Genomic DNA, 25,657 nt, shown 5'->3' on the forward strand with positions numbered 1-25,657 from the left:
AACCATCATGAAAAAAGCAAGTATTCTCCTGTTCATTTTACTCTTAGGTGTTTCTGTAAAGGGCTTTTCTCAAACGACCACGTCGGCAACTGCCACGTCAACAACGGCGACTTCTTCAACCGACTTTTTTGCTGGTAAATGGGAGATAAACGTAGTGGGAACGCCAAACGGGGACGCTAAATTTGTGACTGAACTAACTAGAAAAGACGGTAAACTCACCGGCGAGCTAAAAGACCCAACGGGCAAGCGAACCGAAGTTACTCCGATTACAAAAATTCTGGAAGAAGCCACTAAAATGACGATCTATTTCAATACGGAACAGGCTGGCGAGATCCCCATCGAGCTAACCAAAGTGGATGACGACCATTTAAAAGGAATGCTTTACAGTATGTTTGACGCTACAGCCCAGCGTGTTAAATAGGGTTTTCGCTGAGAAGCACCGAATACGGTGCTTCTCAGCGAAAACCCTAATAAGAAAAAGGAGACTAATTTATTAAGTTAAATTGATGCCCTGAGGCCGGTTTCTTTATCCGTGCATCAGGGCAATTTTTGTTTATTTTAGACCTAGTTCAGCCGAAAAAAGCGATGAATCCAGTTAATTCAGCAGTAAATAGCTTAGACTGGTACTCTTCCAATTCCTATCTTGTACGTACTAGTCATGAATGTGGTTGATGACAAACCTATAAGCCGGGCCGCCGTTGCGCCGGGCCGCCGATGCGGTTTTTGAAACCTTATAGGCTTAAATTGGCCCAGCACTAGCTCAATCCAGCGGTTGAAAATCAATCTCCATAAACTCGGTTACTTCATTTATCCAGTGTTGCTCAACGAAAGCCTGATGTAGCGGGTGCTGATTGTATTGATCATACTCGTCCTGACTGGCAAAGACCATCGACAACCCGAACGTGAATTGATTTTTAGGACTAATCTGGCGCAGGCACGAAAACTGCCCGACGCCGGGAATGGTTGCCAGTTGTTGGACAGCCTCAAAGAAGGCTTGTTCCTGAATACTGCCTGGTGCATGTTTCAGCGTGAAAATTACGCTATGTTGAATCATAAGGTATTGGGCTAACTGAAATTTTGTTGAAGATTAACGTTGGATTGATAAAAGATCATTAACGGCCTAACCAATCCTTAAACTCCGATAGTCGACTCATGCTGACAAACACTTCCTGGCGGGGAATCGGTTGCAAATCGACTTTAAGTTTCCCCGCCGAATACGCATGAATGGTTTGTATGGCATTTCGGGCGATGATAAACTGGCGATTGACACGAAAAAACTGAACTGGGTTTAGCAGGCTCGAAAGCTGGTCCAGACTGTATTCGAGGGGGAGCAATTGCCCGCTTTTGGTGATCAGGAATGTCGCTTTCTCCTCCGAGTAAAAATATGCAATATCGGCAACCTCCACGCTATGCACCCTGGTGCCGATAGTGATCATGAACCGTTCCCTGTAGTTGAGCGACTGTGGCTTTTGCATGAACGCCAGGAGCGCATTTAAATCGGGCATTGTCGATTGGCTTCGCAGCGTCCTGAACTTCTCAATAGCAGCCGTTAGTTCCTCATAATCAACGGGTTTAAGTAGGTAATCAATGCTATTAACCTTAAATGCTTTTAGCATGTATTCGTCGTAAGCGGTCGTGAAAATGACCGGTAGCGTCAGACTAAGCTGGTCGAAAATGCTGAAAGCCAGCCCGTCCTCCAGGTGAATATCCATAAAGACCAGATCGGGTTTAGGATGCTGGCTAAACCAGTCGACGGCCTTTTTGATCGATGGTATCTGAAGCAGTACCTGTATTGATGGGTCATACTTTTTGAGTAATCGCTCCAGTTGGCGGGCTGTCCGATCTTCATCTTCAATGATGACAACGTTCATGATAGGAGGGGGATTTTGACAATGAACGATTCGCCCTGCTTACCATACGATATGGTCCGTTTTGTAAGCAGGGCATAGCGGTTAATAATATTTCGAAGACCAACGCCGGTAGACAGTTCGGTTTGGTCGCGGGGTTGCCACGGATTCTCGATGATCAGCACGTCGTTCTGGCAATAAATATGTACGCGGAGGACCTCCTGAACCGACATCCGGTTGTGTTTAACGGCATTCTCGACCAGCAACTGGAGCGTTAAGGGGGCAATTCGATACTGACTTTGCTGGGATGGGGTAATCTCGATAACCACATCAAATTTATTTTCGAAACGGATCTGGAGTAGAAAGGTGTAGGAATGGATGAACTCTAATTCGGTTTTCAGCGAAACCAGTTCCTGATCACGCTGTTCCAGAATGTAGCGGTACACTTTAGAAAGTTGTTTGATGTATTGCTCCGAGAGGTCAGCATCTTCATGCACCATAGAGGTTAGAATACTCAGACTATTAAAGAGGAAGTGGGGGCTTAGTTGGTGTTTCAGCGCTTCCACTTGACTCAGGGCCGCTTCTTTCTCCGACCGTTCGGCCCGGATCTGCACATTTTTTAGTTGCTGATAGGAACGGGAAATGATCGTCAGATAGAAAGCCGACAGGATAATGACCAGGTTAAAAACGTTGTTTACCCGCTGTAAGTAGGAAAATACGTCAGGGGTGAAGGGTAACGTATGGGGTTTGGGTACCTGTGCGAAGCCACTATGAATAAACAGGGTAAATAACGCCATCAAAATAAGTTGGAAAACCTTGGTGTAAAGTACGGCCAGCACCAGCGAGATGAGCATGGTCAGCACCAGGGAAAGCCAGCTGAAATCCAGCAGAAAATCATCTCCGAACCAGTTAAATAATTGGTTTTGAATCCAGTCCGTCGCGGTAATCCAGATAAAATATAAGCCAAGAGCGATCAGGATGAAAACAACGATAAACGGCGATACCTCCAACAGCCTGGCCGGATTTCGAACGGAATCGGGTAGGTTGACATACAGCAGCAGGGGTGAATACAGCAGCAGTAACCGAATGGCCAGTTGCCATTTCTGTCGGGAAGTAAGCTTTTCGGCCATGATCGTTTGTTGGTAAAAGGCAATGGCCTCAATCGGCTACTAAGTCATAAAATGAAACGAATGAAGTTTCCGGGAAGACTTGACTAAGTGCAGTTCAGCCCTGGCTGGACATCGTTTGACGAAGATGTCCAGCCAGGGCTGTAAAGACTGGTCACAGGAGCCGAAACACTGAAGTTAGTGTCAGCTCTGAGGTTATTCACCCTGTAAGGTAACAACCTGCTGGCTGGGAACTTCCGCCACCGTAAAGGATTTAACTGTGTGCTCTTTGCCGACGGAAACGGAAAGTTGATAAACCCCAGTACTCAAATGGGAAATATCGAACTTCTGCTGGATACCCTCCACTAGATTGACATTACTGGAATAGAGCACATGCCCAACGGCATCTTTTAAGGTGATTGTAGCGGTTGCCTTTTCGGGGGCAACGATGAGTTTAACCTTGTCATTATCAATCAGCGACACCGTAGCAATGGGTTGGCTGGGTTCATTGATGGAAGCGAACGATGCAGAACTGGCTACCAGTCCTAACACCAGAAGAAGAATCTTTTTCATGATTTGTCGATTTTTTATTTGTTTTTGTTTGACAGGTCAAAGGTAGGTCCGGTACTATAGCCCTGAAATTCAAAGCTTACGAAGCTTGGGATAAGCCGGATGAGTGAAGGTTTTTGCGCGACGAGTGAAAAATACTTCATCGAACGTTTACATGAAAACCTTACATAACCGGGTCGATTTGTCGAGCAAGCACCCTCGAAACGCTCCGTTTCATTCCGAAACACGTCAATTAAGCTGGAAACAAATCAAACATCCCCGGACGCAAATTGGCGATGGATGATGAGAACAAATTATAGTATAAATCGAGTTGCTGTTAATAGCGCATCCAATTAACTTCGACAGTAGACGACTAACCATCAATTAATCGGTGAGGGATTTTGCTTTTTCTGTCTATGATTTTCTATGGAATCCACTCCTGTCAGGTGGTAAATGAAAAAAATTGGCTTTTGGCACGCTTCCTGCCAAAAGCCTGTAAACGTATATGCTGTGCAGCGAATAACCCAATATGATGGTCTCTACGGTGAAGGCAGTGCCGAAATGTCGGACCGCCGATCAAATGACGAGTATTTATACTCCGAATTGCTGGAGACCCGTAGTCGGACTTTCGACTGGATTATTCAACCGCATATCCATGCCCGCTTATTTCAGGTATTTTTCATAGAAACCGGGCAGTTCGAGTTTCAGGAGGCTACACGCAAGCGCCAGTTAACGGGTCCATGTCTGTTGCTGATACCGCCCACTGCCCTGCACGGGTTTAATTACAATTCCGATGTGCAGGGACGTATTCTAACGCTGTCCGATGCGTTGGTGGATAGTTTGTTTCCTGGTGGTTCCCCAATAGCCACTATGTTGGGTAGTCTTCAATGTATCACAACATTTCAGGAGCCTTATTCCGGAAAACGGGTAGCCGAACTGATTGAAGCCATTGATGACGAGTTGTTTGATGATCAGTCCGAGAAACGATTGATGTTGCAGATTTGTCTGCAAAAATTGTTTCTGGTATGCTACCGATTGTGGCAGCATAACGATGAGGTAGGGACCCAACAAAACAATCTATCGCTCCAATATTTTCGGAAATTTCAGCAGCGGATCAGGCAGGTCGGAACCACCCAGAGCGTAGCACAACTGGCCGACGATCTGGCCATCACACCGGTGCATCTGAATCGTATTTGCCGGGTAATTGCCAACAAGTCGGCCAGCCAACTGGTTCAGGAACACCTGCTCGACGAAGCCCGTAAATACCTGACCTATACCACGTATTCCATTTCGGAAATCGCTTACCTGCTTCACTTCGAATACCCCAACTATTTCGCCCGGTTTTTCAGGAAGCATACGGGGTTATCACCTACTGAATTTCGGGAAAGCCATCAGCCCCGCCAATAGCGGGATACTCACTTTATCCAGGAGTTGACTTGCTGACAATCAACGATAAATCTGTAGATCAGGAGTAGTAAAAATGCCCCATTGCGTCCCTTTTACAGTAAGCGCATACATGGAGTGCTACGAACCTTTATCAGAAGCTATTTACTTCCCTTTACCCTTTAACAAAATTCAACGATGAAACCATCAAGACGAAATTTTTTACAGTCATTGGGCGTTGGTGTGGCCAGTTTGGGTGTAGCTCATGAATCGACCGCTTCTGGTTTACGCCCGCCTAAAATTGCCAGACCAGCAGGCGACGAGCAGGTGTTGTTTGTGGGCGACAATATTGCGGTTGCAAAAACTGAATATGGAAAAGTCAGAGGATTTATTCTGCGTGGTATTCACCAGTTTTTAGGCATACCCTACGGAGCGGATACATCGGGGAAGAATCGGTTCATGCCCCCACAAAAACCCAGCGCCTGGACCGATATTCGGCCGGCTCTCTGGTGGGGAAACTCCGCTCCCCAGATTATGGAAAAACGGTATGCCAATCCCTATGCATCCTTTGTTGACCATTGGAATTATGATGATGTTTCGGAAGACTGCCTAAAAATTAATGTGTGGACGCCTGCTCTGGATACCCAGAAACGTCCGGTAGTCGTCTGGCTACACGGGGGCGGATACGTCAATGGGAACGCCGTAGAACAGGATGGCTATCATGGCGAAAATCTTGCCCGGCTGGGTAATGTCGTTTTCTGTTCGCTCAATCATCGGCTCGGTTCTCTGGGTTATAGCGATCTTAAAGCGGCTGGTGGTCATGCCGCATCCGGTAATGTAGGTAATCTGGATATGGTGGCGGCCCTTGAATGGGTTAAAAACAATATTGCCAATTTTGGCGGAGACCCTACCAACGTAACCATTATTGGTCAGTCTGGTGGCGGAGCCAAAGTAACTACCCTGATGAATATGCCCTCTGCTAAAGGGTTATTTCATAAGGCGGTTGCGCTGAGCGGTAGCTCGCTGGCTGGCGTAAATAAGGAATACGCCGAAAAACTGGGGCTTAAAATAATGGAAGAAGCTGGTTTAAAGCCGGGGGAACTAGACAAACTCCAGCAGATTCCATGGCGGGCATACATCGATATAGCCAATAAAGCGGTCGAAAAAATGGCTGACGAAGCCAAACGGCTTGGTATTCAGCGGGGAGGATACGCGCCCGTGGCCGACGGAACCTACCTCAATGAGGGTGCTTTTTTCACGGACCCGAATCACTTCTCGGCCAATATACCCCTGATGATCTGCTCCACATTTCATGAGCAAAACCCTGATAGGACAGATGCTAGCTTAGAAAGTATTTCGCTGGCCGAAGTGAAGGAAAAACTGAAACCGCGCTTTGGGGATAAAACTGGCGACATTGTAGATGCTTATGCAAAAAACTTTCCGAAGGCCCGCCCCATCGAGATTTGGGCTTTAGTTGTTTCCAATCGAAAGAATGCCATAGCTACTGCCGACGCAAAAGTGACCGGGCAGAAAGCTCCCGTTTATGTGGCCTGGTTTGGCTGGCAACCACCCTTGTTTGATGGTCGGATGCGTGCTTTCCACTGCGATGATATTTGTTTCTGGTTTTATAATACCGATTTGATGCTTACACATACGGGTGGGGGCAAACGCCCCAGAGCTTTATCAGAAAAGATGGCTGGCTCGTTTATTAATTTCGTAAAGACCGGAAATCCAAATGGGGGCGGCCTACCCAACTGGAAGCCGTATACGGCCCAAAACGGCGAAACCATGATTTTGGATGATACCTCTGCGCTAGTCAATGATCCAGACCGCGAGGCCCGAAAAGCGTTGGTGTAATCGGTAAAATTAGTGCTGGGCTAATATAAACCTATACGGTTTTTGAAACCGCATCGGCGGCCCGGCGCAACGGCAGCCCGGCTTATAGGTTTGTCATCAAGCACATTCATGACTAGTACGTATAAAATAGAAATAGCTCTAGATAAGTCCACCTCTAATTCCTCAAATAACATTAAGGAATTAGAGGTGGACTTATCTAGAGCTATTTAGTAGCCCAATAGAGTTATTCCTTTTTAGTTTCCTTGAAGCTATTTACGCTGACCCGGATTTTTTTATCAGGCATTTCGGCTATTTCCATCAGGAATGTTATCATTCCGGCTTTGCCTTCCGTAGTCAGCGTGGCATGACGCGATTCTCCTGACGGATCGTCAAATACGGCTTTGATAACCATTTTTCCTTCCTGATAGGCAGTAGGCCAGTTACAGGTAGCAGACTCGACTTTTCCAGTCATTTTATGGTTGGAATTTCCGGGCGTGATAATCACCTGTGATTTACTTAGTTCAATAGTGCTCTGTTCATTTTCAGTTCGCTGAACAGTTCCTGATCCATCGAGATATTCTGTTTTCGAGGAAGTGAGCAGAACATCCTTATCACATTGACCAAAGCTAAGTGTAGTACTTAGTAAAAGCGCGAATAAAATAAGATTTTTCATAGATAGTTATGTGTTTATTGTGAAAAATCAAATATAGTTCTATGCAAGCTACTATGCAAAACATTGTAGCTTGCATAGAACTATATTTGATAAATGGCCAGATTTTAGGACAAACGGAGACTTTTTTCACCCATCACAAAACACTTATAGCTGGCTAATACTTATGAAATCAACTATAACAATCAATCAATGCTAGCTAACCAACGCATGAGCCAGCCAGAAAAACAACAACCAGCGATACCGGAGGGAGCCACGCAGGCACCGTCAGATTATTTCACGGGCATAGCCTGGATAAAAGCACTTGTACCGCCTAACGATCAGACAGATTGTACGGTGAGTGACGTAACCTTTGAGCCCGGAGCGAGAAATAACTGGCACACGCACCCCAATGGACAAATTTTAGTGGCAACAGCGGGAACAGGCTACTACCAGGAACAAGGAAAATCGATTCAACTCCTTCGGGAAGGAGAAGCCGTGAACATTGCTCCTGATCTGGTGCATTGGCACGGGGCCACCCCAGATGGGCGGTTTACCCATCTGGCCATTAACCCGAATGTGAGTAAGGGTGGAGCTGTCGTTTGGCTTCAGGCCGTAACGGATGAAGAATATCATTCCTATCAATCATAAAGGAAATCGCTCCTTTATACGTGATGTTCCTGTAAGTAATATTATGCTGACTTAGCATGGTAAAACTAGTTGTCAGTACGTATTTCCCCGATTTAATGGTTGCCAGTAGATCGGATACATAGCCAACATAATCGGATACTTTTCGAACCTCTTTACCTCACCTGACAGACAGGCTACTATTTTTACATCAACCCTCAGCCTGAGCGGGTAGTATACGCTTAAACAGGACTATACGCTGTCTCTGAGCAGGCAATTCACCGGTTGAGCATGCTGCGTTCATCAGACCTGGGCAAATTCAGTAACTCTTAACAAGCTATCTGTACGTATCAATTTGACTTGCTTGATAACAAAAATGCGCTTATCGATGCGTAGGCGATCTCTGTTTTTGCACTATGTATTACCTACTTCTGGATTCCAAAACGATTATAGGGTTCAACTGGCGCGAAAGGGTAATAGCCAGTGTGAATGATGATCGCCTTCTTTAAATTTCACTGCCATGAACACAGACTATGTAACGTTTCTTGAGCGATTCTGGATGGGGGCTGGTTTACAGGCCCAGACCCAAACAGTACGTGATTGGTTACAGACGCCGGAGGGCGAGATTTTTTGGAATGCCTTGATCGATCAACAAGCTGGTCCATTAACGCAAAAGCTACCTGATGAAAATGAGCGTATCTATCCACTCCATTTGCAACAGTATACGATTAATTCTACCATAAATCGAAGCAGTCTCAACACCGCCAGGAAAGAGCAGCTTGATTATCAGTTTGAGGATCTGCTGATGGATGAAACGTTTGTTCGCTGGGCTAAGCAAACCGGCTCATCGATAGACAATGAGTATTGGTCAATATTTACCCAGAAATGCCCTCATAAACAGGCCATTGTAGCCCTGGCAATACAGTTTATAACATTCTTATCGCGCAACCAATTACCTGAACTTCCAGAATGTAAAATTGACTATGAACTTCAACGACTGTTTTGCCGGATTAACAACAGACGTTAACGAGCCAATTACTGCATTCACCACAATCTGATACTGCCGGAGTAGGAATTACATAGCTTCTGTATGATTAATGTCAAAAGCGCTCATTGACGGACTGTGCTCCAACGCTTTATAACGAGTCTGAGATCTAGTCCAGAACGCCCGTCTTTTACTACTTTCTGGCTGAAGTGGTTGACCTGATCAGGCTTTCTTATTTTTGCGGTATGAAACAAGTAATAGTTCTGATCCTGATTTTATCGGGATTCGATGCCAATGCCCAGGTGTTGCGAAAGCGAACGGTTAAATTAATGGGAAGTCGATTCGATATTACCATTGTCGCTACTGACTCCCTGGCAGCCGAATGCAATATTGACACGGTGATTGCCGAAGTGTCGAGGATCGAGAATTTAATCTCTGACTGGAGAGCGGATTCACAAATTTCGCTGGTCAATAGAAACGCCGGAATCACACCGGTTAAGGTTGATCCGGAAGTGTTTGCCCTGACAGAGCGAGCACTCCATTTCTCCAAAATCACAAATGGTGCGTTTGATATAAGTTTTGCCGCGATGGACCGGATCTGGAAATTCGACGGCTCCATGACGGAGATGCCCAGTCCTGAGGCTATTAAAAAATCGGTTGAGAAAGTAGGGTACCTGTATATCGAGCTGGACCGTGAGCACTCCACGATTTTTCTCAAACGCAAAGGAATGAAGATTGGCTTCGGTGCCCTGGGCGAAGGGTACGCTGCTGACCGGTGCCGCGAGATGATGCTGGCTAAAGGGATCAAAGCCGGAATCGTTAATGGTTCGGGCGATATGAACACCTGGGGTAAACAACCGGATGGAAGCGACTGGGCGATCGGAATCACCAATCCGCTGCATAAAGACACGGTTTTCGCCGTTGTACCATTACGGCAGAGCGCCGTTGTGACCTCCGGAAGTTACGAGAAATTCGTGGTGTTCAACGGCAGGCGATACGCGCACATCATCAACCCCAGCACGGGCTATCCGGCTACTGGTGTGAGTAGCGTGACGGTTTTCGGCCCCAGCGCCGAAACCGCCAACGGGTTCAGTACCTCGCTCATGGTATTGGGCAAAGAAGCCGGGCTGAAACTCATCAGGAAATACCCGCAATACAGCTATATCCTGATCACCGATGAGGGGCAGATTTTTTCCTCCCGCAACCTGGATCTGAAAAAATACAGTCTTTAGAAAGACAAATCCCGGCCATTGATTGTCACACCTTGTCGTTGCTTGTTACCCAATCGACAAGGTGTGATGATCACAGGCTTAGTAACAGTCCATTAGAATCTGGCTGTGCGACTGATAAACGCTTACAGACTTTCCCAGTTTCGTCTGACAGATGGTTTCGAGCAGATCAATAACGTCCTTTTGCATCGCCAGTGACCCGCAGATCATCACTACACCTTTCATCATCAGCGCATTGGCGATGAACTCGGCATCGTGAGCGATCAGGCTGCTCACGTACTGCCTGTCGCCTTCCCGCGAATAAGCCACATGCAGGCTCGTGAGTTTTTGAGTCGTCTGGCTTGCTTCCAGAAAGTTCCGGTAGCTATCGAACGATGCGCTTTGCCGGAAACCGCAGTACAAATGACAGGGTATCTGCTGCTTATTCTGGCTAATCATACCCAGAAACGGCGCAATGCCAGTGCCATTGGCGATCATCACGACGACTGGCGCATTTTGGGGAAAATGAAAATGATCGTTAGAAACGACTCGAGCCCTGATCGTTTCGCCGGGCGTTAACTCGTGTAAAAAGCCAGATCCTAACCCGCCTGGGTGGAGCCTGACACTCAACTGAAGCTCTTTTTCCAGCACGCCAATCGAATACAGGCGTTCCCTGTGGTCATTGGCCGGATAAATGGCCAGCAAATCACCCGATGTAACACTCCGCCGACGACGGGCCCGCAGCCGGATCAGGAAGGTTCCGTCAGACTGCTCGGTGCGGGTGTTATTGGTCACGGTCAAAGTCTCAAAACGGGATACTGGTCCCTTCAACAGATCAGACGAAACCGGCATTGGCCGGTCGGCCTGCTGCGACCAGGCTTCGGCCCATAAACCAAAATCTTCCGGCGACCGATCATTGACGGTATGGATGTCGACCAGTGGAACAGCCCAGGGCTGACCGGCCAGCACCTGATTGACCTCAAACGCAAACTGGCAGAAATCGGGATAGGCGTGCGACCCGAAACCGAGCACCGAATAACGAACAGGCTGCGGCTGCGGGTATTTTTCGACCAGAGCCGCAAATTTTTGGGCATTCGTCGGAGCTTCGCCGAGCCCATAGGTTGCAGTCAGGGCGATCAGGTACTCTGCTTTGGGGAAAACGGTGTAGTTGTTAAACTCGGTCAAAAAGGTTTTCTCACCCTGTTTGATCAACTGCTGGTGAATTGCCTGTGCAAAGCGAAACGTACTGCCGTTCTCTGACCCGACCAGGATAATAAACCGGCTTTCATCGGCTGAGTACTTGTTTTTGACGCGGTTGGCCCGTCGTTTCCAGGTAATGGCAAAACCAGAATAGATGAAAAAGAGAATATTCCCCGAAGCCACTGCCAGGATGATAGCCCAGATTGCGCTCGTTCGACCCGTGTGTAGATCCAGGCTTAGGTTGGTCAGTAAGACGGCGGCCGGATACCGGTTTTCGCTCAGGATGTCGCCCGTAATTTGATTGACGGTCAATTCTCGATCCTTGAGTTTTAGCGTATAGTAGTCCTCGACGTCTTCCGAAAACGGAAATTCGATGGTCTGTACGTCCGCAAGTCGTGTGTTTTTAAATACCGAAAAATCGGCCAGTTTTCGTTCTGGCTTTGACTGAATAGCGTCGAAATCGATTTTGGGCGAAACTTTATCCTCACCGACCAGACCAAACCGGGCCAGTGAAAGGTAAGTCCCCGAAAGCGCAATGACAAAGATTGGAATCAGCGACAGCCGTCCCAGCACGACGTGGTAATACTGGGCAAAATTGTCCCGAACGATCCGGGTAAAGAACCGCTTTACTCCCCGCTGACGCTGGATAATCAGCATGGTGCCTGAAACAGTAATCAACAGCAGCAGAAACGCGGTTAGTCCAATAAAAAACCGACCGGCTTCGTGCAGAAACAGGGACCGATGGAGAGCGGTGACCCACTGGAAAAATTCACTTTGTTTCGTGGGAATACCCAGAATTTTGCCCGTCTGCGGATCAATGTAAGCGGTCAGGTTTTTTCCATCGGCATCGCTCCCCTTGATCTGCACAAACTGGTTGGCATCGACGCTCAGTTCACTGATTTCGGTATAGCTTTTTTTCAGAACTGGCAGCGTCTGAGCCAGGGTAAGTTGACTAATGGTATCGACACGATACGGCTGAATTTTTTGCGATACGGGTTCGAACGCCAGTATGATTCCTGTGGTCGAGGCCAGGGTCAGCAAAAGAAAAGAAGATACAGCCAACACCAAGTGGCTGTATCTCCAAACAGAAATGGTCATAAATCCGGCCGCGATTAATTAGGGCAACGTAACGTGGTTGGTATAACGTGGTTGACACAACTCAGTTACTGGTATTGGGGCTGAAGCGTACGTAGCGAATATAACCCGTCCCTTCACTCTTGGCGGAAAGTCCTTCGGTCGTGAGCGGAATTTCGAGATCTTTCGCGTGATCTTCCTTATCCTCTACGGCACTTTCGAACCGCAGTTTGTACTCTTTATTGAGCTTCGAATTGTCGATTTCCAGCACGATGACGCTACGATCTCCGCCAGCCACCGATGCTCCGGAAATCGCGCTGATATTAGTCGTTTTTTTGCCCACGGCCTTATACCATTCCTTAACGTCAGGATACCATTTTTTATCGGAGCCGAGTACATACAGTGTTTTCTCGTAGACACCTTTTCCGTTCATGAGCGAAACGGCGATATACGCTTTTTCGCCCATGTAGTTGGTCATCTGGATCATACACTTGTACTGGGTGGTTCCCGACTGTTGAGCAAACGAAGCCGATGATCCGGCAACCACCAGGGTCAGGACCAGCAGGCTGATTTTATGCAAACAAGACATACACTTATTTCAGAAAGTTAACAGACACGTTGTTTTTAGCCAATGATTCATTTTCACTGGCCAGATCGAAAGCGGTTTCTTTGAAGTTGGTCGGAATATCCTTTTTGGCGCCAATAGACAACAGATATTTAAGCATGGCATCATCTTTCGATACCATGGCTGCCTTATGCAGGGCCGTAATACCTTCCTTGTTTTTGCTGTTTACGTCGATCTGGAGAGGCTCCAGCCGTTTCACCAGCGAAAGGTCATTTTTGGCAACTGCCAGATGGTACAGCGTATTGCCGTTCTTCTGGGGAGCCTTAAGGTCAAGCCCTTTATCCTGAATCAGTTTCAGTTTCGCATCAAATTCATCGGCACGTGGGCCGTTACCGGCATAGGACTGTACCAGATAAGCGGCCAGATTATCGCCGTTTTTATCCGTTACATTAACGTCTGCTCCTTTATTTAACAGATAGCCTATTACTTCGGGTGAATTACCCCGCACCGCCAAAGCCAGTGCTGTTGCGCCCTTCTGGTTGCTCTGGTTGATGTTTTTTACGTTCGGTTGCAGTATTTCCAGAACGGTAATATCCCGGTTGGCAGCGGCTGCATTCATAAAGGCCGTATTACCTTCTTCGTCGGCCTGATTGACATCGACGCCTTTCGCCAGAAAATACTGGATAATTTCATTCTGCTTGGGTCTGCGAACAAGCGCGTGCAGGACGTTTTCACCGGCTTTGTTGGTTGCGGTCGGTTTGATGTTAAGACTTTCCAGGTATTGAAACACCTCGATGGAATTAGCACCCTGACGCCCGCCCTGGCTGGCCATAATCATGGCGGTCTCGTTGACCGGAACACCTCGTTGCAGCAGCGCTTTCAGGATATTAATATTGCCACCCCGTGCTGCATAACTAAACGCGTTGTTACCAGCGGCATCGGTACTTTTCAAATCAAGACCTTTCGCGACAAAATAATCGGTCAGCTTTAGATCCTTGTCGTTGGCAATCGCAATCAGTAAGGCATTGGCCCCGTCATGATTCAGATCCTTCTTTAGATCTGCTCCATTTTGGAGGCACAATTCATAGACCTGTGTGTTCGGCTGGCCACTACCGGCCGCAAAATTCAAGACGGTCATGCCGTGGCTGTCTTCTACGTTGGCTTTAGACCCTTTTGCGATCAGGTATTCCATAATGTCGACATTACCCCGATTGGCAGCCCAGTGAAGATAAATGCGGCTATCATGCGTGATCTTGTTCACGTCATTGCCGTACTGCGACAACAGATACTTGATCGTCTCGTTGGGAGCCTGGGCATTGATCGCCATCACGACGGGATCAAAACTATTTGAATTGAACTGCGACGGACTGTTTCCTTTCTCGACTTCCGCCTTAACCTGAGCCACATCAGGCTTGCCCTGCCAGAACGACTGTTCCAGCAGAACGTTTTTCTGGGCCTGAGCTGAGAAGGCGATGCCTGCCAGAATGGCGATGATTATTTTTTTCATACTGATATACTGGAGTTGAAATACTGATACAACTTGTTTGGGCCCTAAGCGGAAAACGAAACGGGGTGCAAATTAATAAGATTCAATCTAAATAAGGCTTATGGGCTGCCACTATATTTAAAAAACCTATAATAAAAACCGATAAGGTCTCCAAAGACCTTATCGGTTTAAAATCGATCAGTACAGAATTATTTAAATCGATACGACAGTGTTGCTGTAAACTGCCGGGGTGGAATCGGCATAATGCTATAGCGGTCGTGAATCAGGTAATTCAACGTATTGGTGATGTTCGACACTTTGGCTAATAGCGAAATTTTCTGGAATGTATAGCCTGCCGACAGGTCGAACGTTGTGAAGCCGGTCAGTGGAATCAGGCGGCTAAATTCCGGGGTTTGCCCATACGTATTGTTGTTGCCGCCATAACGGGCTCCTGTATAAAAGGCCGACGCGCCCAGTTTTAAACCACGCAGTTGAGGCAAATCAAACGTGTAAAAAATAGTGGCATTCGCCGTGTGCGCCGGGTTGTTGGTTAGCCGTTCACCTTCGATGGGCGAACCTTTCACGAGTGATGCTTTGGTATACCGCATGTAATTATAGCCGTATCCGGTAATGAAATAGAAATTCTTCGACAGATTACCTGTCAGGTCTATTTCCAGGCCGTCGCTGGTGGTTTGACCCGTAAACTCCTTCACGTTTGCGTCGGCATTAGCTGTTCCATCCGCTTTGAGCGGGGCCATCTGGGCAAAATTACTGTTTACAATGTGGTAAACGCCGAGGTTGGCCGTAATACGACCGTTAAACAATTCGTTTTTTACGCCCGCTTCAAACTGGTCGACAATAGAAGGTTTTAAGAGTTGCCCGTATATATCGACCCCCGAGTTGATGGTAAAATTGTTGGAGTAGCTGCCGAAAAACGAAGTGGTTTTGGTGGGCTGATACATCAGAGCCACTTTAGGTGAAAAGGCTGCATCGGTTTTGGTTTCGGCCGTGCCCCGCGTTTCAACCTGGGTCAACAGATTAAGGATGGTTGTCTGCACTGTTCGTTGCTGCGACCAACGAATACCAGCCAGAATTTTAAACTTATCGGTCAGGCTGATTAAATCCTGTGCATAGAATCCGAGCCGCGTCGAGGGCGATGTGGTCCGGCTTGTTGCAGTTGCATCGGGAATGTCGCTGCGGGCTTCGTACAGACTCGGATTCAGAATGTTGATTTTATCGTAGGACGTTTTGCCTGTCCCATAATTAACTGTATACAAATTGCTTTCACTCACTATACTAACCAAATCACTACCGACCAGCAACTGGTGGCCAATAGCGCCGGTATTGAATCGTCCGTTGAGGTTTACCTGCCCGGTAGCATTATTTTCGCTGGTCATGGTTCGGCTGAGCGTGCGGGTCCAGTCGCCGGTAGCCGATACGTTATTGTTGGGTACACCTGCTCCATAGGCACTTACATTCGTGCCCTGGGCCGAAGCAATGGCTGTCAATTTCCAGTTGTCAGAAATGGCATGGTCAATGTTCAGCGACCCGGATGTCTGATCGACATTGTTATAAGCCCAGGGTGTGTTAATGAACCGCGAACGGGGCACATCGGGAATGATGGCATCCTGATTCAGGTTCAGCGAACCGATACCGTTATCGGGCGTCAGATCTGATTTCAGGTAATCGCCCTGAAGAAGAATGGTGGTTTTCTGGCCTAGTTTGTAGAGCAGGGATGGATTAACATATACCCGGTTCGTTTTCACGACATCCCGGTAACTTTTGGCGGTCTCATAGGTGCCGACCACCCGAAACGCCAGGTTTTTTGCCAGTGGGCCGTATACGTCAACTATGGGTTTATAAAGGCCATAACTACCGACCCGCATCGACACTTCACCACCGTGCTCGAATTTTGGCTTCTTGGTAACCATGTTGATAATCAGACCGCCCGAAACATTGCCATATAGTAAGGCAGAACTACCTTTCAATACCTCAACCGACTCCAGAGTACTGGCTTCGGGGAAACCCATCGTGTTGGAAATGACCCCATTTTTAAAAATACTACCCCCCGCACCGGCAATGCCAATGCTATAGCCCCGTGCCGAGAACGTTTCGGCCACACCACCCCGTTGCTGGGTTAGGGATACTCCACTTACGTTTTTCAGAACATCTCCCAGGCGGGCTGCCTGCTGATTCGCGATCACAACACTGCTTACCACACCACTCATCTGTGGAAGGTCTAAGGGCGCAATCGCAGCTTTGCCGAGGGTGACGGTTCGATTATTTCCGGTAACCTCTACTTCGCTCAATTGGGCTGCGCTTTCAATCAGGGAGAAATCCGTTTGTGTGGTCTGACCGGCCTTCACTGTAACAGCCTTCTCCTGGGTTTGCAGACCCACGAATGTGATCTGCATCGTATAGGTGCCAGCGCTAATTCCTTTCAACTGGTAGGTGCCGTCTTCGGCTGTAATCGTTCCTTTGCGAATTTCCTTCAGACTAACATTAACGAACGAAGCTGGATTACCATCACTGGTTTTTACACTACCACGAATTGATCCGTGTGTTTGAGCAAGACCCTCAACACTAGAGAGCGTCAACAAACTTAAACACAGAACGAAAATGGAATAAATATGTCTCATTTTATTTAGATTAATTCTAATTTGATGCAAATTTGCGGCTTGAATGAGTAGAGTAGGTATCGTAACCGGGAGCATTCCTATCGAAATCGGGCTATTTTGGAAATAACTATAAAATCTAAAGGCGTTGACACACCGTTACGCCAGGAAGAATTGACGGGAAATGATGGACAAACTGAGCTCTTTCAGGAGAAGCAGGTCAGGATTCAGCATGAGCAGATGGGCTGTATCACCGACACTCAGCTCACAACGGGTAATTTCTTTATGGCCCACTGCAAGTTCCAGCTCACGCAATCGATCCAGCTGATTAAGGAAGTAGAAGAAGATATTATTCAACTGGATTTTGCGCTGCGGGGCGAAAGCAAGGCATTAACGGGCGGGAAGACAACGAGCCAGGCCTTCTCGACTGGTCAGCATAATATCGCCTACATTCCTCCGTCGAAAAGTGTTTATGACTACTATGCATCTCCAGAGCAACTGGATTATAGCGTAGTTGTGATTCCCAAAGAAACTTATTTTCGCCTATTACCACCTGATAGTGACTTGCATCGACACCTGGTGGCCAGGATAAATCAGCAGAAACCGGCTTATATCTCGGCTAAAAATCTACCGATTACGGCTGCTATGGACTGGATCATTCGGGATATGCGCGCCAGCCCGCGGACGGGCTCGTTGAAACGGTTATTTCTGGAGTCCAGGATAACTGAACTACTCATGCTTCAACTGGAGCAAATGCAGGGCGCTCAGCCCGTTGTTCTTCTATCAAAAAAAGCGGATATCCATAAAATACACGAAGCTCGCGAAGTGCTGGATAGCAGTTACCCGAATACGCCTACGATTGTTGAATTGGCTAAACTCGTTGGTCTGAATGAATTCAACCTGAAGCGAGGATTCAAAGAACAAATAGGTACGACAATTCTTGGCTACATTACCCAACGGCGGATGGAAGATGCCCGACACTTTTTGCTGGAAGGCGAAAAAACGATTAGTGAAATATCGTATTGGGTAGGCTATAAAAATCCGGCTCATTTTACGGTAGCCTTTAAAAAATACTTCGGTATCCTGCCTAGTGCTATGCGATCGCATCCGGGCTGTGACTTGTCTTAAAGGCAAGCATTCGTAGCTATTTCAAATCCAGCCTGGGTTGCAGCAATCAGAAGAGACAAACAACTGCCTGTTTTTGTATAAGTCATCCGTTGAAATGTATAAGCCCAATGCCGTTTATCGCCTGACCTTTGCACTGAACAAATAAAGTGTAAAACAATGGCAAAGACAGTGTTAATTACCGGAGCCTCTTCTGGTTTTGGCAAACAAACCGCTAAACTTTTTCACGAAAACGGATGGAACGTAATAGCGACCATGCGCTCACCCGAAAAGGAAACGGAATTGACTCAATTGAATAATGTTCTGGTTGATTATCTGGATGTTAGCGATACCGAATCCATTCGGAAAGCAGTTAAAGCCGGTACAGATACGTTCGGTACAATTGATGCACTCATCAACAATGCAGGCTATGGCGTGATGGGTGTTTTTGAATCTGCTACAGAAGAGCAGATTCGGCAGCAGTATGCCGTAAATGTATTCGGAATGATGCAGGTTACTCAGGCTGTGATTCCTTATATGCGGGCTCAGGGTAGCGGAACGATCATCAATATTTCTTCATTTGGCGGTGTCGTTGCGTTACCATTTGGTAGTTTATATAACAGTTCGAAATTTGCCGTAGAAGGCTTTTCCGAAGCCTTATCGCATGAAGTGCTTCCTTTGGGGATAACAGTCAAAATCATTGAACCAGGTGGAGTCGCCACCAATTTTCGAAATGGGCTGACTATGATCAAAAATGAGATTCCTGTTTATAATCCTCTGCTGGCTTTGTTCTTTGGTCGGTATGCGCAAACGACCCAACATATCCCAAAAGCAAGTCCAGAAATGGTTGCCGCGACCATTTACAAAGCGACTACTGATGGGAAACAACAACTGCGTTATGTTGTGGGTGAGGACGCCCAGTTTTACATCGATGCCAAAACAAAAAACAGCGATGGGGACTATACGAGATTGATTCGTGATTATTTTGTCAATGATCCCGTAAGCCAATAGTGTTTGCTAATCGTCACTATTGGTTCGGTATAGGCCTAGCTTATTCTTTTTTATAAAGTACCCAAATTTCATTAATTGTCCCTATTTGTTTTGACTGTAAATAGGCGTTCGTATTCCACAGGATGGCAGATGAATAAAGTTGCGGTTTAAAGCCAAGGCTGTCGAAAAGTGACAACTTTTCTTTTGCGTCATTAAACGTAGTTACCATCCATGCATTTTTTAAATACCGGGCAGAATCAGCATCATGAAATTTGACAAGCTTAATATTCGGCGCATTTTTTCGGTAAAAAGTTAATGGCAGACCACTTTCCGTTTCAAATGGCGTACGCGAAAAACAATAAATAGTGGGTTTTGAATCCTTAAATGTATTTGTCAGTTTTCTGGTAAATTCTATTGCTTGATAATACGGATTTAAAATTAAAAACAAAATTAATACCAGCGTATTAAGCGCTACACTGAAATATAAAATTCCTTTTAGAAAATTACGAATTCCTGTACGGGCACGCTGATAATAAGCAATAAATGACTCTAAACCCCAGCCTGCTATAACGGGTAACACATTGACTATCGGGAACATAAAGCGTTCTTCCTTGTGTGCTACCAGGCAATGGCCTATGATAAAAAACGCGACGGCAAAAACCAGCGGCTGACGGTATTGTTGTCCAGCGCCTTTCAAGCTATAATAAAAAAGAAAAATACTAAGCGGTGGCGTACCAATAACCAGCGCCAGCAATAATATATACCACAAAAAACTGGAGGTGCCAAATTCGGCTGCCTTACCTTCTGTAATATTTACCCGATAATAATCGAAGGGAGTAAAAACCAGCTGGTGATAAAAATGATAATCTAAAAAAACATTAATGGCCACTCCTGCAGCAAATCCAATCGCAATAGGCAACAGATTTACATATTTTCTGTCAATAAACAGAAACCATATACCGAAACCAACAATACCAAATGCTATTTGAAAGCGGAAATAAAAAGCCAGACTAAACAGAAAACCCGTTAATAAAACATAGAGAAACTTTCCTTTTTTTAGTTCATACAATAGAATGGCGCCGAAGAATACAATAGACGATGCCATTTCGGAACTAAATAATGTACGGATGTAGGGAAGTGACCAGGATAAATTGATCAGCAACAGGACCAGGTATAGTAGTTTTTTGTTGGACTTGAAATAATAAATGCCAATCGCGTTAAATACGACAAAACCCAGAAGCCCAAAAATAAGGCGCAGGATTGCTAGCTGCACGAAGGCATCATATATGTGGAAAAACCGACAGGCAAGAATAAACCCCGAAAACAGATAAACTTGTACCGTTGGCCGTATATGGCTCTTTAGTTCCCAGACACTGGTGGCACCGGAAGGTTCCCCCAGTTGCCAGGAAGAAAACTCGATTAATTGAAAGTGCTGGTCAGGATGAAGAAAGCCAACCTGGGTGATAGAGAAAATGATTTGTACAAGCAGGGAAAATAACAAAAGCCACCGTAAGCGTGAATCGTCAATCCTGAATCGTGAATTTATTTCCATTTTGGACATCACTTATTGATGTGCGGGTAAGTTGATTTATGTATTTTGATTTTTACGATGGCAACTTACAGATAAGCCCACCAGAAAGCACGATCCCGTTGTTGTGTAGCGTTGAGAAAATTGGGCCTACGTCGGACTGCTCAGGCAATTTCTTAGGGTCTCGAATGGGCGCTGAAGCGGGAAGCTCCCTGTAAATACCTTCATGGGATGTAAACATAACACAAAATCATTTCACCACTTATTGTTCGGGTGTTGAACCTGTCCTGTAAGGTTGGCTTAGCTAGGCAAAACTATAACAGGCACCAAATCCCTTGCCGAGCCTCATTTGGTTGATTTGGAGCTAATAAGGAAACGTAAGGTATTTGTCCAGTATGTTCGATTCATAGTTGGCTTTGCTTGTTTATCTGACTTACCCCATTCCTATGCAGCGCCGACAATTTCTTCATAAAACGATTGTAAGCAGCAGTCTGCTCGCTACTCCCAGCGTCTTTAACCTGGATCAAACGGCTGGCAGTGAATTGCCTGCCTGGAAATTGCCTGATCTGCACAAAGCGATAGCTGATCCTGTACCCATTCGGTCCGTAGAATTGCTTAAGACACAAGGGCAATTGATGGTGGTGGTAACTGCGCAGGATGGAACAAAGGGGATTACTCAATGCAACGAACGGATGCAGAATCTGACCTCGTTATTGAAAGGGCTTGTCATCGAGCACTTTACGGGGAAAGATGCCCGCGACCTGCCGCAGCTAATTGATGATGCATACCGTCTTAATTCGAACTACAAATATGCCGGTATGTCGCTCTGGAATTGCATTGGCTCTGTTGAAATTGCCGTTTGGGACCTGTTGGGGCGCTTGAGTAAAAAACCAGTCTATCAGTTACTGGGCAAACCCCTGCGGAATCAGTATGAGGTATATATTTCCGATTTTGATCGGGGCACTGATACTGCTGATGTTGTTGTAGAGCGACTGGCGCAGAAACTGGCCGCTACGGGCGCTAAAGGGGTAAAAATCAAGGTTGGAGGGCGTATGAGAAATACGCCGGAGGATGACCGCCGGACGCGGCTTTTCGTTCCTTTGGTCCGCAAGAAATTAGGGGATAAGATCACAATCTATGCCGATGCCAACGGTTCATACACACCGGAAGAAGGTATTGAAATTGGCCATATGCTGGAAGACAACGGAGTTGCCATTTTTGAGGAGCCCTGCAATTTTGAGGATGAAGAGGGTTTGAGACGTGTAAATAAATCGCTTACAAAACTCCGGTTGGCTGGTGGAGAGCAGGATACAAGTCTCTACCGATTTGAGCGGTTGGCGCGGACAGATGTCTATGATTTATTACAGGCTGATATCTATTATAACGGCGGTATTTTACGAGGGTTGCAGGTCGCTGAAATTGCCCGAGCCTATGGCAAAACTATAGCGCCACATACGCCTAAATCCGATCCGCTTATTGCTCCATTCTGGCACTTAGCCGCCATTTGCCCCAATCTATATGGTCTTCAGGAGTTTGTTTATGAGTTGAATAGTAAACCTGCTACCTGGTATGAACCCGCTATCCGGGTGCAGAATGGTGTCATGCAAATACCCAATACGCCAGGATTAGGAATCAACTACGACGAACAAATCTGGAAATCGGCCGAACGGATTGTGTAATTGACCATCGGTGTTTGTACCGAATTTTAGCCTGCTATAGCCACGTTTTATAGCCACTATTCGGGTAAATTATTGGCTTGATCAACTGCGTTATTGTATAGTGCTCCCTATATTTAGGACCAGTTTTTGCTTTTTTTAATTGAGGTTTTCCGATTCTACGTCGACTTGCAAAGGAGTACAGTACACCTCAGCAGGTGTTTTTCTAGCCAGACCTTGATGGCGAAACTGAGGCCCGTGCTGCTGACCCTCTCGCAGAGTACGTTCTTCGTCTGGAGTGAGACTGGCAAAGCGTGGTTGCATTTCACAAAGCTAATTCATTGCATAAATAAATCTGTCTGAGTACTTATTCCAGAAACAAGCGGCAAACGGGAACTGGAATTATTTAGCCTATATGGGTCGATAGGGCTAACATTTATCGGCAGTTTTATCGGCGGAGTACTGAAACGACAACTCGCCCGTTGAGCAAATTGGTGCCGGTTTTATGGTTTCTGATAGCTCTTTGTGCTGTTGAATCGGCTACTGATTGAGCGGACTCCAGCTTTTGACATCAATACATAAGCGATTTGGCTGTATCTTGAGCGGCAAATACAACCGCTCATTTAGTATGAAAAAACGCGTATTTGCTCTTTTTTACCTCTTACTATCGGCTTATAGCCAAATTAATGCCCAGTCGCCCACGAATACGTCTGCCAGTATTGCCACCTTCACATCGGGTATGGAGCGTACTCCTGGTTTCCTGACTTATTATTGGGATGCTAAAAAAGGGAAGATCTGGCTTGAAATCGAAAAATTCGACACCGAATTTCTGTACTATCCAACCCTGGCTCAGGGGGTAGGTTCTAACGACATTGGCCTCGACCGTGGTCGGCTAGGGCAGGAACACATCGTGAAGTTTCAGCGCAGTGGCCCGAAAGTACTGCTTATCGAACCAAACTACGCCTATCGTGCCATTACCAGCGACCCCCTCGAACGTCGGGCAGTGGAAGAGTCGTTTGCCAAGTCGGTTCATGCTGGTTTTGAGATTGCGGCCGAAGAAGGAGGCAAAGTGTTGGTTGATCTGACTCCTTTTCTGATGCAGGATGCGGTTGGCGCTGTGCAGGCCATTACCCGAACCAAGCAGGGAGCCTTCAAATTTGATCCGGCGCGGAGTGCCATGTACCTGCCACATACGAAATCCTTTCCGCAAAACACGGAGTTCGAGACGATCATAACCCTTACGGGCGACAATCCGGGCGCTTACCTGCGTGAGGTTGTGCCTACGCCATCGGCCGTGACCATGCACCAGCACCATTCGTTTGTGCAACTTCCCGACGCAGGTTACAAACCACGTCTGTTCGATCCGCGCATCGGTTACGGTGGTATCGAGTATTTTGACTATGCAACGCCCGTGAGTCAGCCAATTATGAAGCGCTATATTTCGCGGCACCGGCTGGAGAAGAAAGACCCATCGGCAGCCGTTAGCGAGGCTGTTAAACCAATCATTTATTACCTCGATCCTGGTACGCCCGAGCCAATTCGTTCGGCACTGATGGAGGGCACTGCCTGGTGGAATCAGGCGTTTGAAGCGGCCGGTTACAAAGATGCGTTTCAGGTTAAACTGCTTCCTGCGGATGCCGACCCAATGGATGTCCGGTATAATCTGGTTCAGTGGGTTCACCGCTCAACGCGGGGCTGGTCGTATGGCGGGAGTATCATTGATCCACGCACTGGCGAGATCATCAAGGGAAAAGTTACCCTTGGCTCGCTTCGCGTTCGTCAGGATTATCTCATTGCTCAGGGGTTGGTAGGTGACTTTGCCAATGCAATGAATCCTGCTACTGACCCGATGCTTCAGATGTCACTCGACCGATTGCGGCAACTGGCTGCGCATGAAGTTGGCCATACGCTAGGCTTACCCCATAATTACATCGCCAGTACGCAAAACCGGGCGTCGGTTATGGATTACCCAACAATGGTCGCCAAGGTAAAAGGGGCTGGCATCGATCTGTCAGACGCGTATGCCAAAGGAATTGGAACGTACGATAAGTGGAGTATCCGGTATGGCTACGAGCAGTTTCCGAGCGGAACAGACGAGAAACAGGCGCTGGACAAGATCGTGGGCGACATGCACAAGGCAGGTCTGACGTTCCTGACCGATCAGGATGCCCGCCCCGAAGGGTCTGCACACCCCGGCACACACCTGTGGGACAATGGTGCTAATGCCGTCGATGAACTAAAGCGCGTATCGGAGGTTCGAAAAATAGCGCTGGCAAACTTTTCGGCCACGAAAATCCCGGCCGGTGCTCCGATGGCAACGCTCGAAGAAGTACTTGTTCCGATGTATATGTTCCACCGGTATCAGGTAGAAGCCGCTGCGAAAGTAGTAGGTGGCCAGGCGTATACCAATGCCTTGCGTGGTGATGGACAACCCGTTATGTCGACCGTTCCGGCGCAGGAGCAGAAGCGCGCTATCGATGCCTTGCTGGCAACAATCGATCCGGCTTTTCTGGCGCTTCCAACGCCCATCCTGTCGATGATTCCACCCCGTCCATTCCGGTATGATCCTAATCCCCGTGAAGTATTCAAACGCCGGACAGGTATTACATTTGATCCGATGGGCGCGCCCGAAGCTGCGGCTGGTATGACACTTCAGATGCTATTGAACCCCGAGCGCGTTAGTCGTTTAGTCGTGCAGTCTGCTATCGACCCGGCACAGGTTAGTCTGGAGACAATGCTTGAGCAACTGCTTAGTGCTACATGGTATAAAGCTGATCCAACGGATGGTTATCAGGCCGAAGTAAAACGGCTTACAGATAAGTTATTCCTGCAAAAACTAATTGAGCTGGCCAACAATCCGGAAGTCACGTCACAGGCGCGGGCAGTAGCTGTTCAAAAGCTTGATCAATTAAAGAGCAAACTTATCGCACCCAGTGCGAACCCTAAATCAGCTGCCCATCGGTTGTTTGCCAGCGATCAGATTCGCCGGGCTGAAGGTAACATTGCCGATCTGCGCCCAACTAGTGCGCAGGCCCCTCCCGACGGAGCCCCGATCGATCCGGGTCAGGAGTGGCTTTCGCCAGACTGCGACTGGAAGCCATAATGCCTGGTCAGCGTAAGTTCCAATTGGTGAGCTAAATAGAAGTAACTTATTCGTGCACGGTTCGCTGAGAAAGGCTGATTAATAAAAAACGGTATCGAGAGGCTCGATACCGTTTTTGCATCTGGTCCGTTCTATTTACTAAATTTT

General features: G+C 47.1%; 21 protein-coding genes. 11 read left to right on the plus strand and 10 right to left on the minus strand.

Going from position 1 to position 25,657, the window contains the following annotated elements; genetic code table 11:
* Positions 1–7: 7 nt before the first annotated feature.
* Complete coding sequence (locus GJR95_RS19170; protein WP_162387394.1) at positions 8–421, plus strand: hypothetical protein; 414 nt, start codon at positions 8–10, stop codon at positions 419–421.
* A gap of 339 nt (positions 422–760) precedes the next feature.
* Here GJR95_RS19170 and GJR95_RS19175 read toward each other — a convergent pair whose 3' ends face one another.
* The 4 genes from GJR95_RS19175 to GJR95_RS19190 all read right to left on the minus strand — a co-directional run bounded on the left by GJR95_RS19175 (position 761) and on the right by GJR95_RS19190 (position 3,526).
* The gene (locus GJR95_RS19175; RefSeq protein ID WP_162387395.1) at positions 761–1,054 is read right to left on the minus strand and encodes a Dabb family protein; all 294 of its coding nucleotides are present in this window, start codon (positions 1,052–1,054) and stop codon (positions 761–763) included.
* 58 nt (positions 1,055–1,112) lie between these two features.
* Positions 1,113–1,871 (minus strand): LytR/AlgR family response regulator transcription factor, encoded by a 759-nt coding sequence (locus GJR95_RS19180; RefSeq protein ID WP_162387396.1) that lies wholly within the window; start codon positions 1,869–1,871, stop codon positions 1,113–1,115.
* Positions 1,868–2,977, minus strand: a complete 1,110-nt coding sequence (locus tag GJR95_RS19185; RefSeq protein ID WP_162387397.1) for a sensor histidine kinase — start codon at positions 2,975–2,977, stop codon at positions 1,868–1,870. The genes GJR95_RS19180 and GJR95_RS19185 overlap by 4 nt, the downstream gene beginning before the upstream one ends.
* Positions 2,978–3,169: 192 nt before the next feature.
* Positions 3,170–3,526, minus strand: a complete 357-nt coding sequence (locus GJR95_RS19190; RefSeq protein WP_162387398.1) for a DUF3244 domain-containing protein — start codon at positions 3,524–3,526, stop codon at positions 3,170–3,172.
* 151 nt (positions 3,527–3,677) lie between these two features.
* On the opposite strand from GJR95_RS19190, the gene GJR95_RS42550 reads away from it, so the two are divergent.
* The 3 genes from GJR95_RS42550 (at position 3,678) to GJR95_RS19200 (ending at position 6,742) form a co-directional block, all read left to right on the plus strand.
* Positions 3,678–3,806 carry a hypothetical protein gene (locus tag GJR95_RS42550; protein WP_262889802.1) on the plus strand — a complete coding sequence of 43 codons (129 nt, stop codon included), beginning with the start codon at positions 3,678–3,680 and terminating at the stop codon, positions 3,804–3,806.
* A gap of 206 nt (positions 3,807–4,012) precedes the next feature.
* Positions 4,013–4,909 (plus strand): helix-turn-helix domain-containing protein, encoded by an 897-nt coding sequence (locus tag GJR95_RS19195; protein WP_162387399.1) that lies wholly within the window; start codon positions 4,013–4,015, stop codon positions 4,907–4,909.
* Positions 4,910–5,083: 174 nt separating this feature from the next.
* On the plus strand, positions 5,084–6,742 hold the full coding sequence (locus tag GJR95_RS19200; RefSeq protein ID WP_162387400.1) for a carboxylesterase/lipase family protein: 1,659 nt from the start codon (positions 5,084–5,086) through the stop codon (positions 6,740–6,742).
* A gap of 223 nt (positions 6,743–6,965) precedes the next feature.
* Here the strand turns inward: GJR95_RS19200 and GJR95_RS19205 are convergent, their stop codons facing one another.
* Positions 6,966–7,394, minus strand: a complete 429-nt coding sequence (locus tag GJR95_RS19205; RefSeq protein WP_162387401.1) for a hypothetical protein — start codon at positions 7,392–7,394, stop codon at positions 6,966–6,968.
* A 189-nt stretch (positions 7,395–7,583) separates the two neighbouring features.
* On the opposite strand from GJR95_RS19205, the gene GJR95_RS19210 reads away from it, so the two are divergent.
* The 3 genes from GJR95_RS19210 (at position 7,584) to GJR95_RS19220 (ending at position 10,214) form a co-directional block, all read left to right on the plus strand.
* Positions 7,584–8,021 carry a (R)-mandelonitrile lyase gene (locus tag GJR95_RS19210; protein ID WP_232541242.1) on the plus strand — a complete coding sequence of 146 codons (438 nt, stop codon included), beginning with the start codon at positions 7,584–7,586 and terminating at the stop codon, positions 8,019–8,021.
* A 496-nt stretch (positions 8,022–8,517) separates the two neighbouring features.
* Positions 8,518–9,024, plus strand: coding sequence for a hypothetical protein (locus GJR95_RS19215; RefSeq protein WP_162387402.1), 507 nt, complete (start codon positions 8,518–8,520; stop codon positions 9,022–9,024).
* Positions 9,025–9,227: 203 nt separating this feature from the next.
* Positions 9,228–10,214, plus strand: a complete 987-nt coding sequence (locus GJR95_RS19220; protein ID WP_162387403.1) for an FAD:protein FMN transferase — start codon at positions 9,228–9,230, stop codon at positions 10,212–10,214.
* Between the two features lie 78 nt (positions 10,215–10,292).
* On the opposite strand, the gene GJR95_RS19225 is transcribed toward GJR95_RS19220, so the two are convergent.
* From GJR95_RS19225 to GJR95_RS19240, 4 genes are all read right to left on the minus strand, one after another.
* The gene (locus tag GJR95_RS19225; protein ID WP_162387404.1) at positions 10,293–12,488 is read right to left on the minus strand and encodes a PepSY domain-containing protein; all 2,196 of its coding nucleotides are present in this window, start codon (positions 12,486–12,488) and stop codon (positions 10,293–10,295) included.
* A 61-nt stretch (positions 12,489–12,549) separates the two neighbouring features.
* Positions 12,550–13,053 (minus strand): DUF2271 domain-containing protein, encoded by a 504-nt coding sequence (locus tag GJR95_RS19230; protein WP_162387405.1) that lies wholly within the window; start codon positions 13,051–13,053, stop codon positions 12,550–12,552.
* A 4-nt stretch (positions 13,054–13,057) separates the two neighbouring features.
* Entirely contained in the window at positions 13,058–14,536 is a 1,479-nt protein-coding gene (locus GJR95_RS19235) for an ankyrin repeat domain-containing protein (protein WP_162387406.1), read from the minus strand.
* Between the two features lie 188 nt (positions 14,537–14,724).
* Positions 14,725–17,154 carry a TonB-dependent receptor gene (locus tag GJR95_RS19240; protein WP_162387407.1) on the minus strand — a complete coding sequence of 810 codons (2,430 nt, stop codon included), beginning with the start codon at positions 17,152–17,154 and terminating at the stop codon, positions 14,725–14,727.
* 96 nt (positions 17,155–17,250) lie between these two features.
* Here GJR95_RS19240 and GJR95_RS19245 point away from each other — a divergent pair, with 96 nt between their 5' ends.
* On the plus strand, positions 17,251–18,258 hold the full coding sequence (locus GJR95_RS19245; protein ID WP_162387408.1) for a helix-turn-helix domain-containing protein: 1,008 nt from the start codon (positions 17,251–17,253) through the stop codon (positions 18,256–18,258).
* 156 nt (positions 18,259–18,414) lie between these two features.
* Positions 18,415–19,245, plus strand: coding sequence for an SDR family oxidoreductase (locus tag GJR95_RS19250; protein WP_162387409.1), 831 nt, complete (start codon positions 18,415–18,417; stop codon positions 19,243–19,245).
* 40 nt (positions 19,246–19,285) lie between these two features.
* Here GJR95_RS19250 and GJR95_RS19255 read toward each other — a convergent pair whose 3' ends face one another.
* Entirely contained in the window at positions 19,286–20,785 is a 1,500-nt protein-coding gene (locus GJR95_RS19255; RefSeq protein WP_162387410.1) for a glycosyltransferase family protein, read from the minus strand.
* 413 nt (positions 20,786–21,198) lie between these two features.
* Between GJR95_RS19255 and GJR95_RS19260 the strand changes: the two genes are divergently transcribed.
* Together GJR95_RS19260 and GJR95_RS19265 are read left to right on the plus strand one after the other, a co-directional pair.
* Complete coding sequence (locus tag GJR95_RS19260) at positions 21,199–22,431, plus strand: mandelate racemase/muconate lactonizing enzyme family protein (RefSeq protein ID WP_162387411.1); 1,233 nt, start codon at positions 21,199–21,201, stop codon at positions 22,429–22,431.
* A gap of 604 nt (positions 22,432–23,035) precedes the next feature.
* Positions 23,036–25,510, plus strand: a complete 2,475-nt coding sequence (locus tag GJR95_RS19265; RefSeq protein ID WP_162387412.1) for a zinc-dependent metalloprotease — start codon at positions 23,036–23,038, stop codon at positions 25,508–25,510.
* Positions 25,511–25,657: the final 147 nt, after the last annotated feature.

The organism is Spirosoma endbachense (assembly GCF_010233585.1).
GTDB classification, from domain to species: domain Bacteria; phylum Bacteroidota; class Bacteroidia; order Cytophagales; family Spirosomataceae; genus Spirosoma; species Spirosoma endbachense.

What these genes read in the sequence shown, in the direction of transcription:
- GJR95_RS19170 (WP_162387394.1), top strand. Translation starts at nt 8, where the DNA reads ATGAAAAAAGCAAGTATTCTCCTGTTCATTTTACTCTTAGGTGTTTCT.
- GJR95_RS19175 (WP_162387395.1), bottom strand. Translation starts at nt 1,054, where the DNA reads ATGATTCAACATAGCGTAATTTTCACGCTGAAACATGCACCAGGCAGT.
- GJR95_RS19180 (WP_162387396.1), bottom strand. Translation starts at nt 1,871, where the DNA reads ATGAACGTTGTCATCATTGAAGATGAAGATCGGACAGCCCGCCAACTG.
- GJR95_RS19185 (WP_162387397.1), bottom strand. Translation starts at nt 2,977, where the DNA reads ATGGCCGAAAAGCTTACTTCCCGACAGAAATGGCAACTGGCCATTCGG.
- GJR95_RS19190 (WP_162387398.1), bottom strand. Translation starts at nt 3,526, where the DNA reads ATGAAAAAGATTCTTCTTCTGGTGTTAGGACTGGTAGCCAGTTCTGCA.
- GJR95_RS42550 (WP_262889802.1), top strand. Translation starts at nt 3,678, where the DNA reads ATGAAAACCTTACATAACCGGGTCGATTTGTCGAGCAAGCACCCTCGA.
- GJR95_RS19200 (WP_162387400.1), top strand. Translation starts at nt 5,084, where the DNA reads ATGAAACCATCAAGACGAAATTTTTTACAGTCATTGGGCGTTGGTGTG.
- GJR95_RS19205 (WP_162387401.1), bottom strand. Translation starts at nt 7,394, where the DNA reads ATGAAAAATCTTATTTTATTCGCGCTTTTACTAAGTACTACACTTAGC.
- GJR95_RS19210 (WP_232541242.1), top strand. Translation starts at nt 7,584, where the DNA reads ATGCTAGCTAACCAACGCATGAGCCAGCCAGAAAAACAACAACCAGCG.
- GJR95_RS19215 (WP_162387402.1), top strand. Translation starts at nt 8,518, where the DNA reads ATGAACACAGACTATGTAACGTTTCTTGAGCGATTCTGGATGGGGGCT.
- GJR95_RS19220 (WP_162387403.1), top strand. Translation starts at nt 9,228, where the DNA reads ATGAAACAAGTAATAGTTCTGATCCTGATTTTATCGGGATTCGATGCC.
- GJR95_RS19225 (WP_162387404.1), bottom strand. Translation starts at nt 12,488, where the DNA reads ATGACCATTTCTGTTTGGAGATACAGCCACTTGGTGTTGGCTGTATCT.
- GJR95_RS19230 (WP_162387405.1), bottom strand. Translation starts at nt 13,053, where the DNA reads ATGTCTTGTTTGCATAAAATCAGCCTGCTGGTCCTGACCCTGGTGGTT.
- GJR95_RS19235 (WP_162387406.1), bottom strand. Translation starts at nt 14,536, where the DNA reads ATGAAAAAAATAATCATCGCCATTCTGGCAGGCATCGCCTTCTCAGCT.
- GJR95_RS19240 (WP_162387407.1), bottom strand. Translation starts at nt 17,154, where the DNA reads ATGAGACATATTTATTCCATTTTCGTTCTGTGTTTAAGTTTGTTGACG.
- GJR95_RS19250 (WP_162387409.1), top strand. Translation starts at nt 18,415, where the DNA reads ATGGCAAAGACAGTGTTAATTACCGGAGCCTCTTCTGGTTTTGGCAAA.
- GJR95_RS19255 (WP_162387410.1), bottom strand. Translation starts at nt 20,785, where the DNA reads ATGTCCAAAATGGAAATAAATTCACGATTCAGGATTGACGATTCACGC.
- GJR95_RS19260 (WP_162387411.1), top strand. Translation starts at nt 21,199, where the DNA reads ATGCAGCGCCGACAATTTCTTCATAAAACGATTGTAAGCAGCAGTCTG.
- GJR95_RS19265 (WP_162387412.1), top strand. Translation starts at nt 23,036, where the DNA reads ATGAAAAAACGCGTATTTGCTCTTTTTTACCTCTTACTATCGGCTTAT.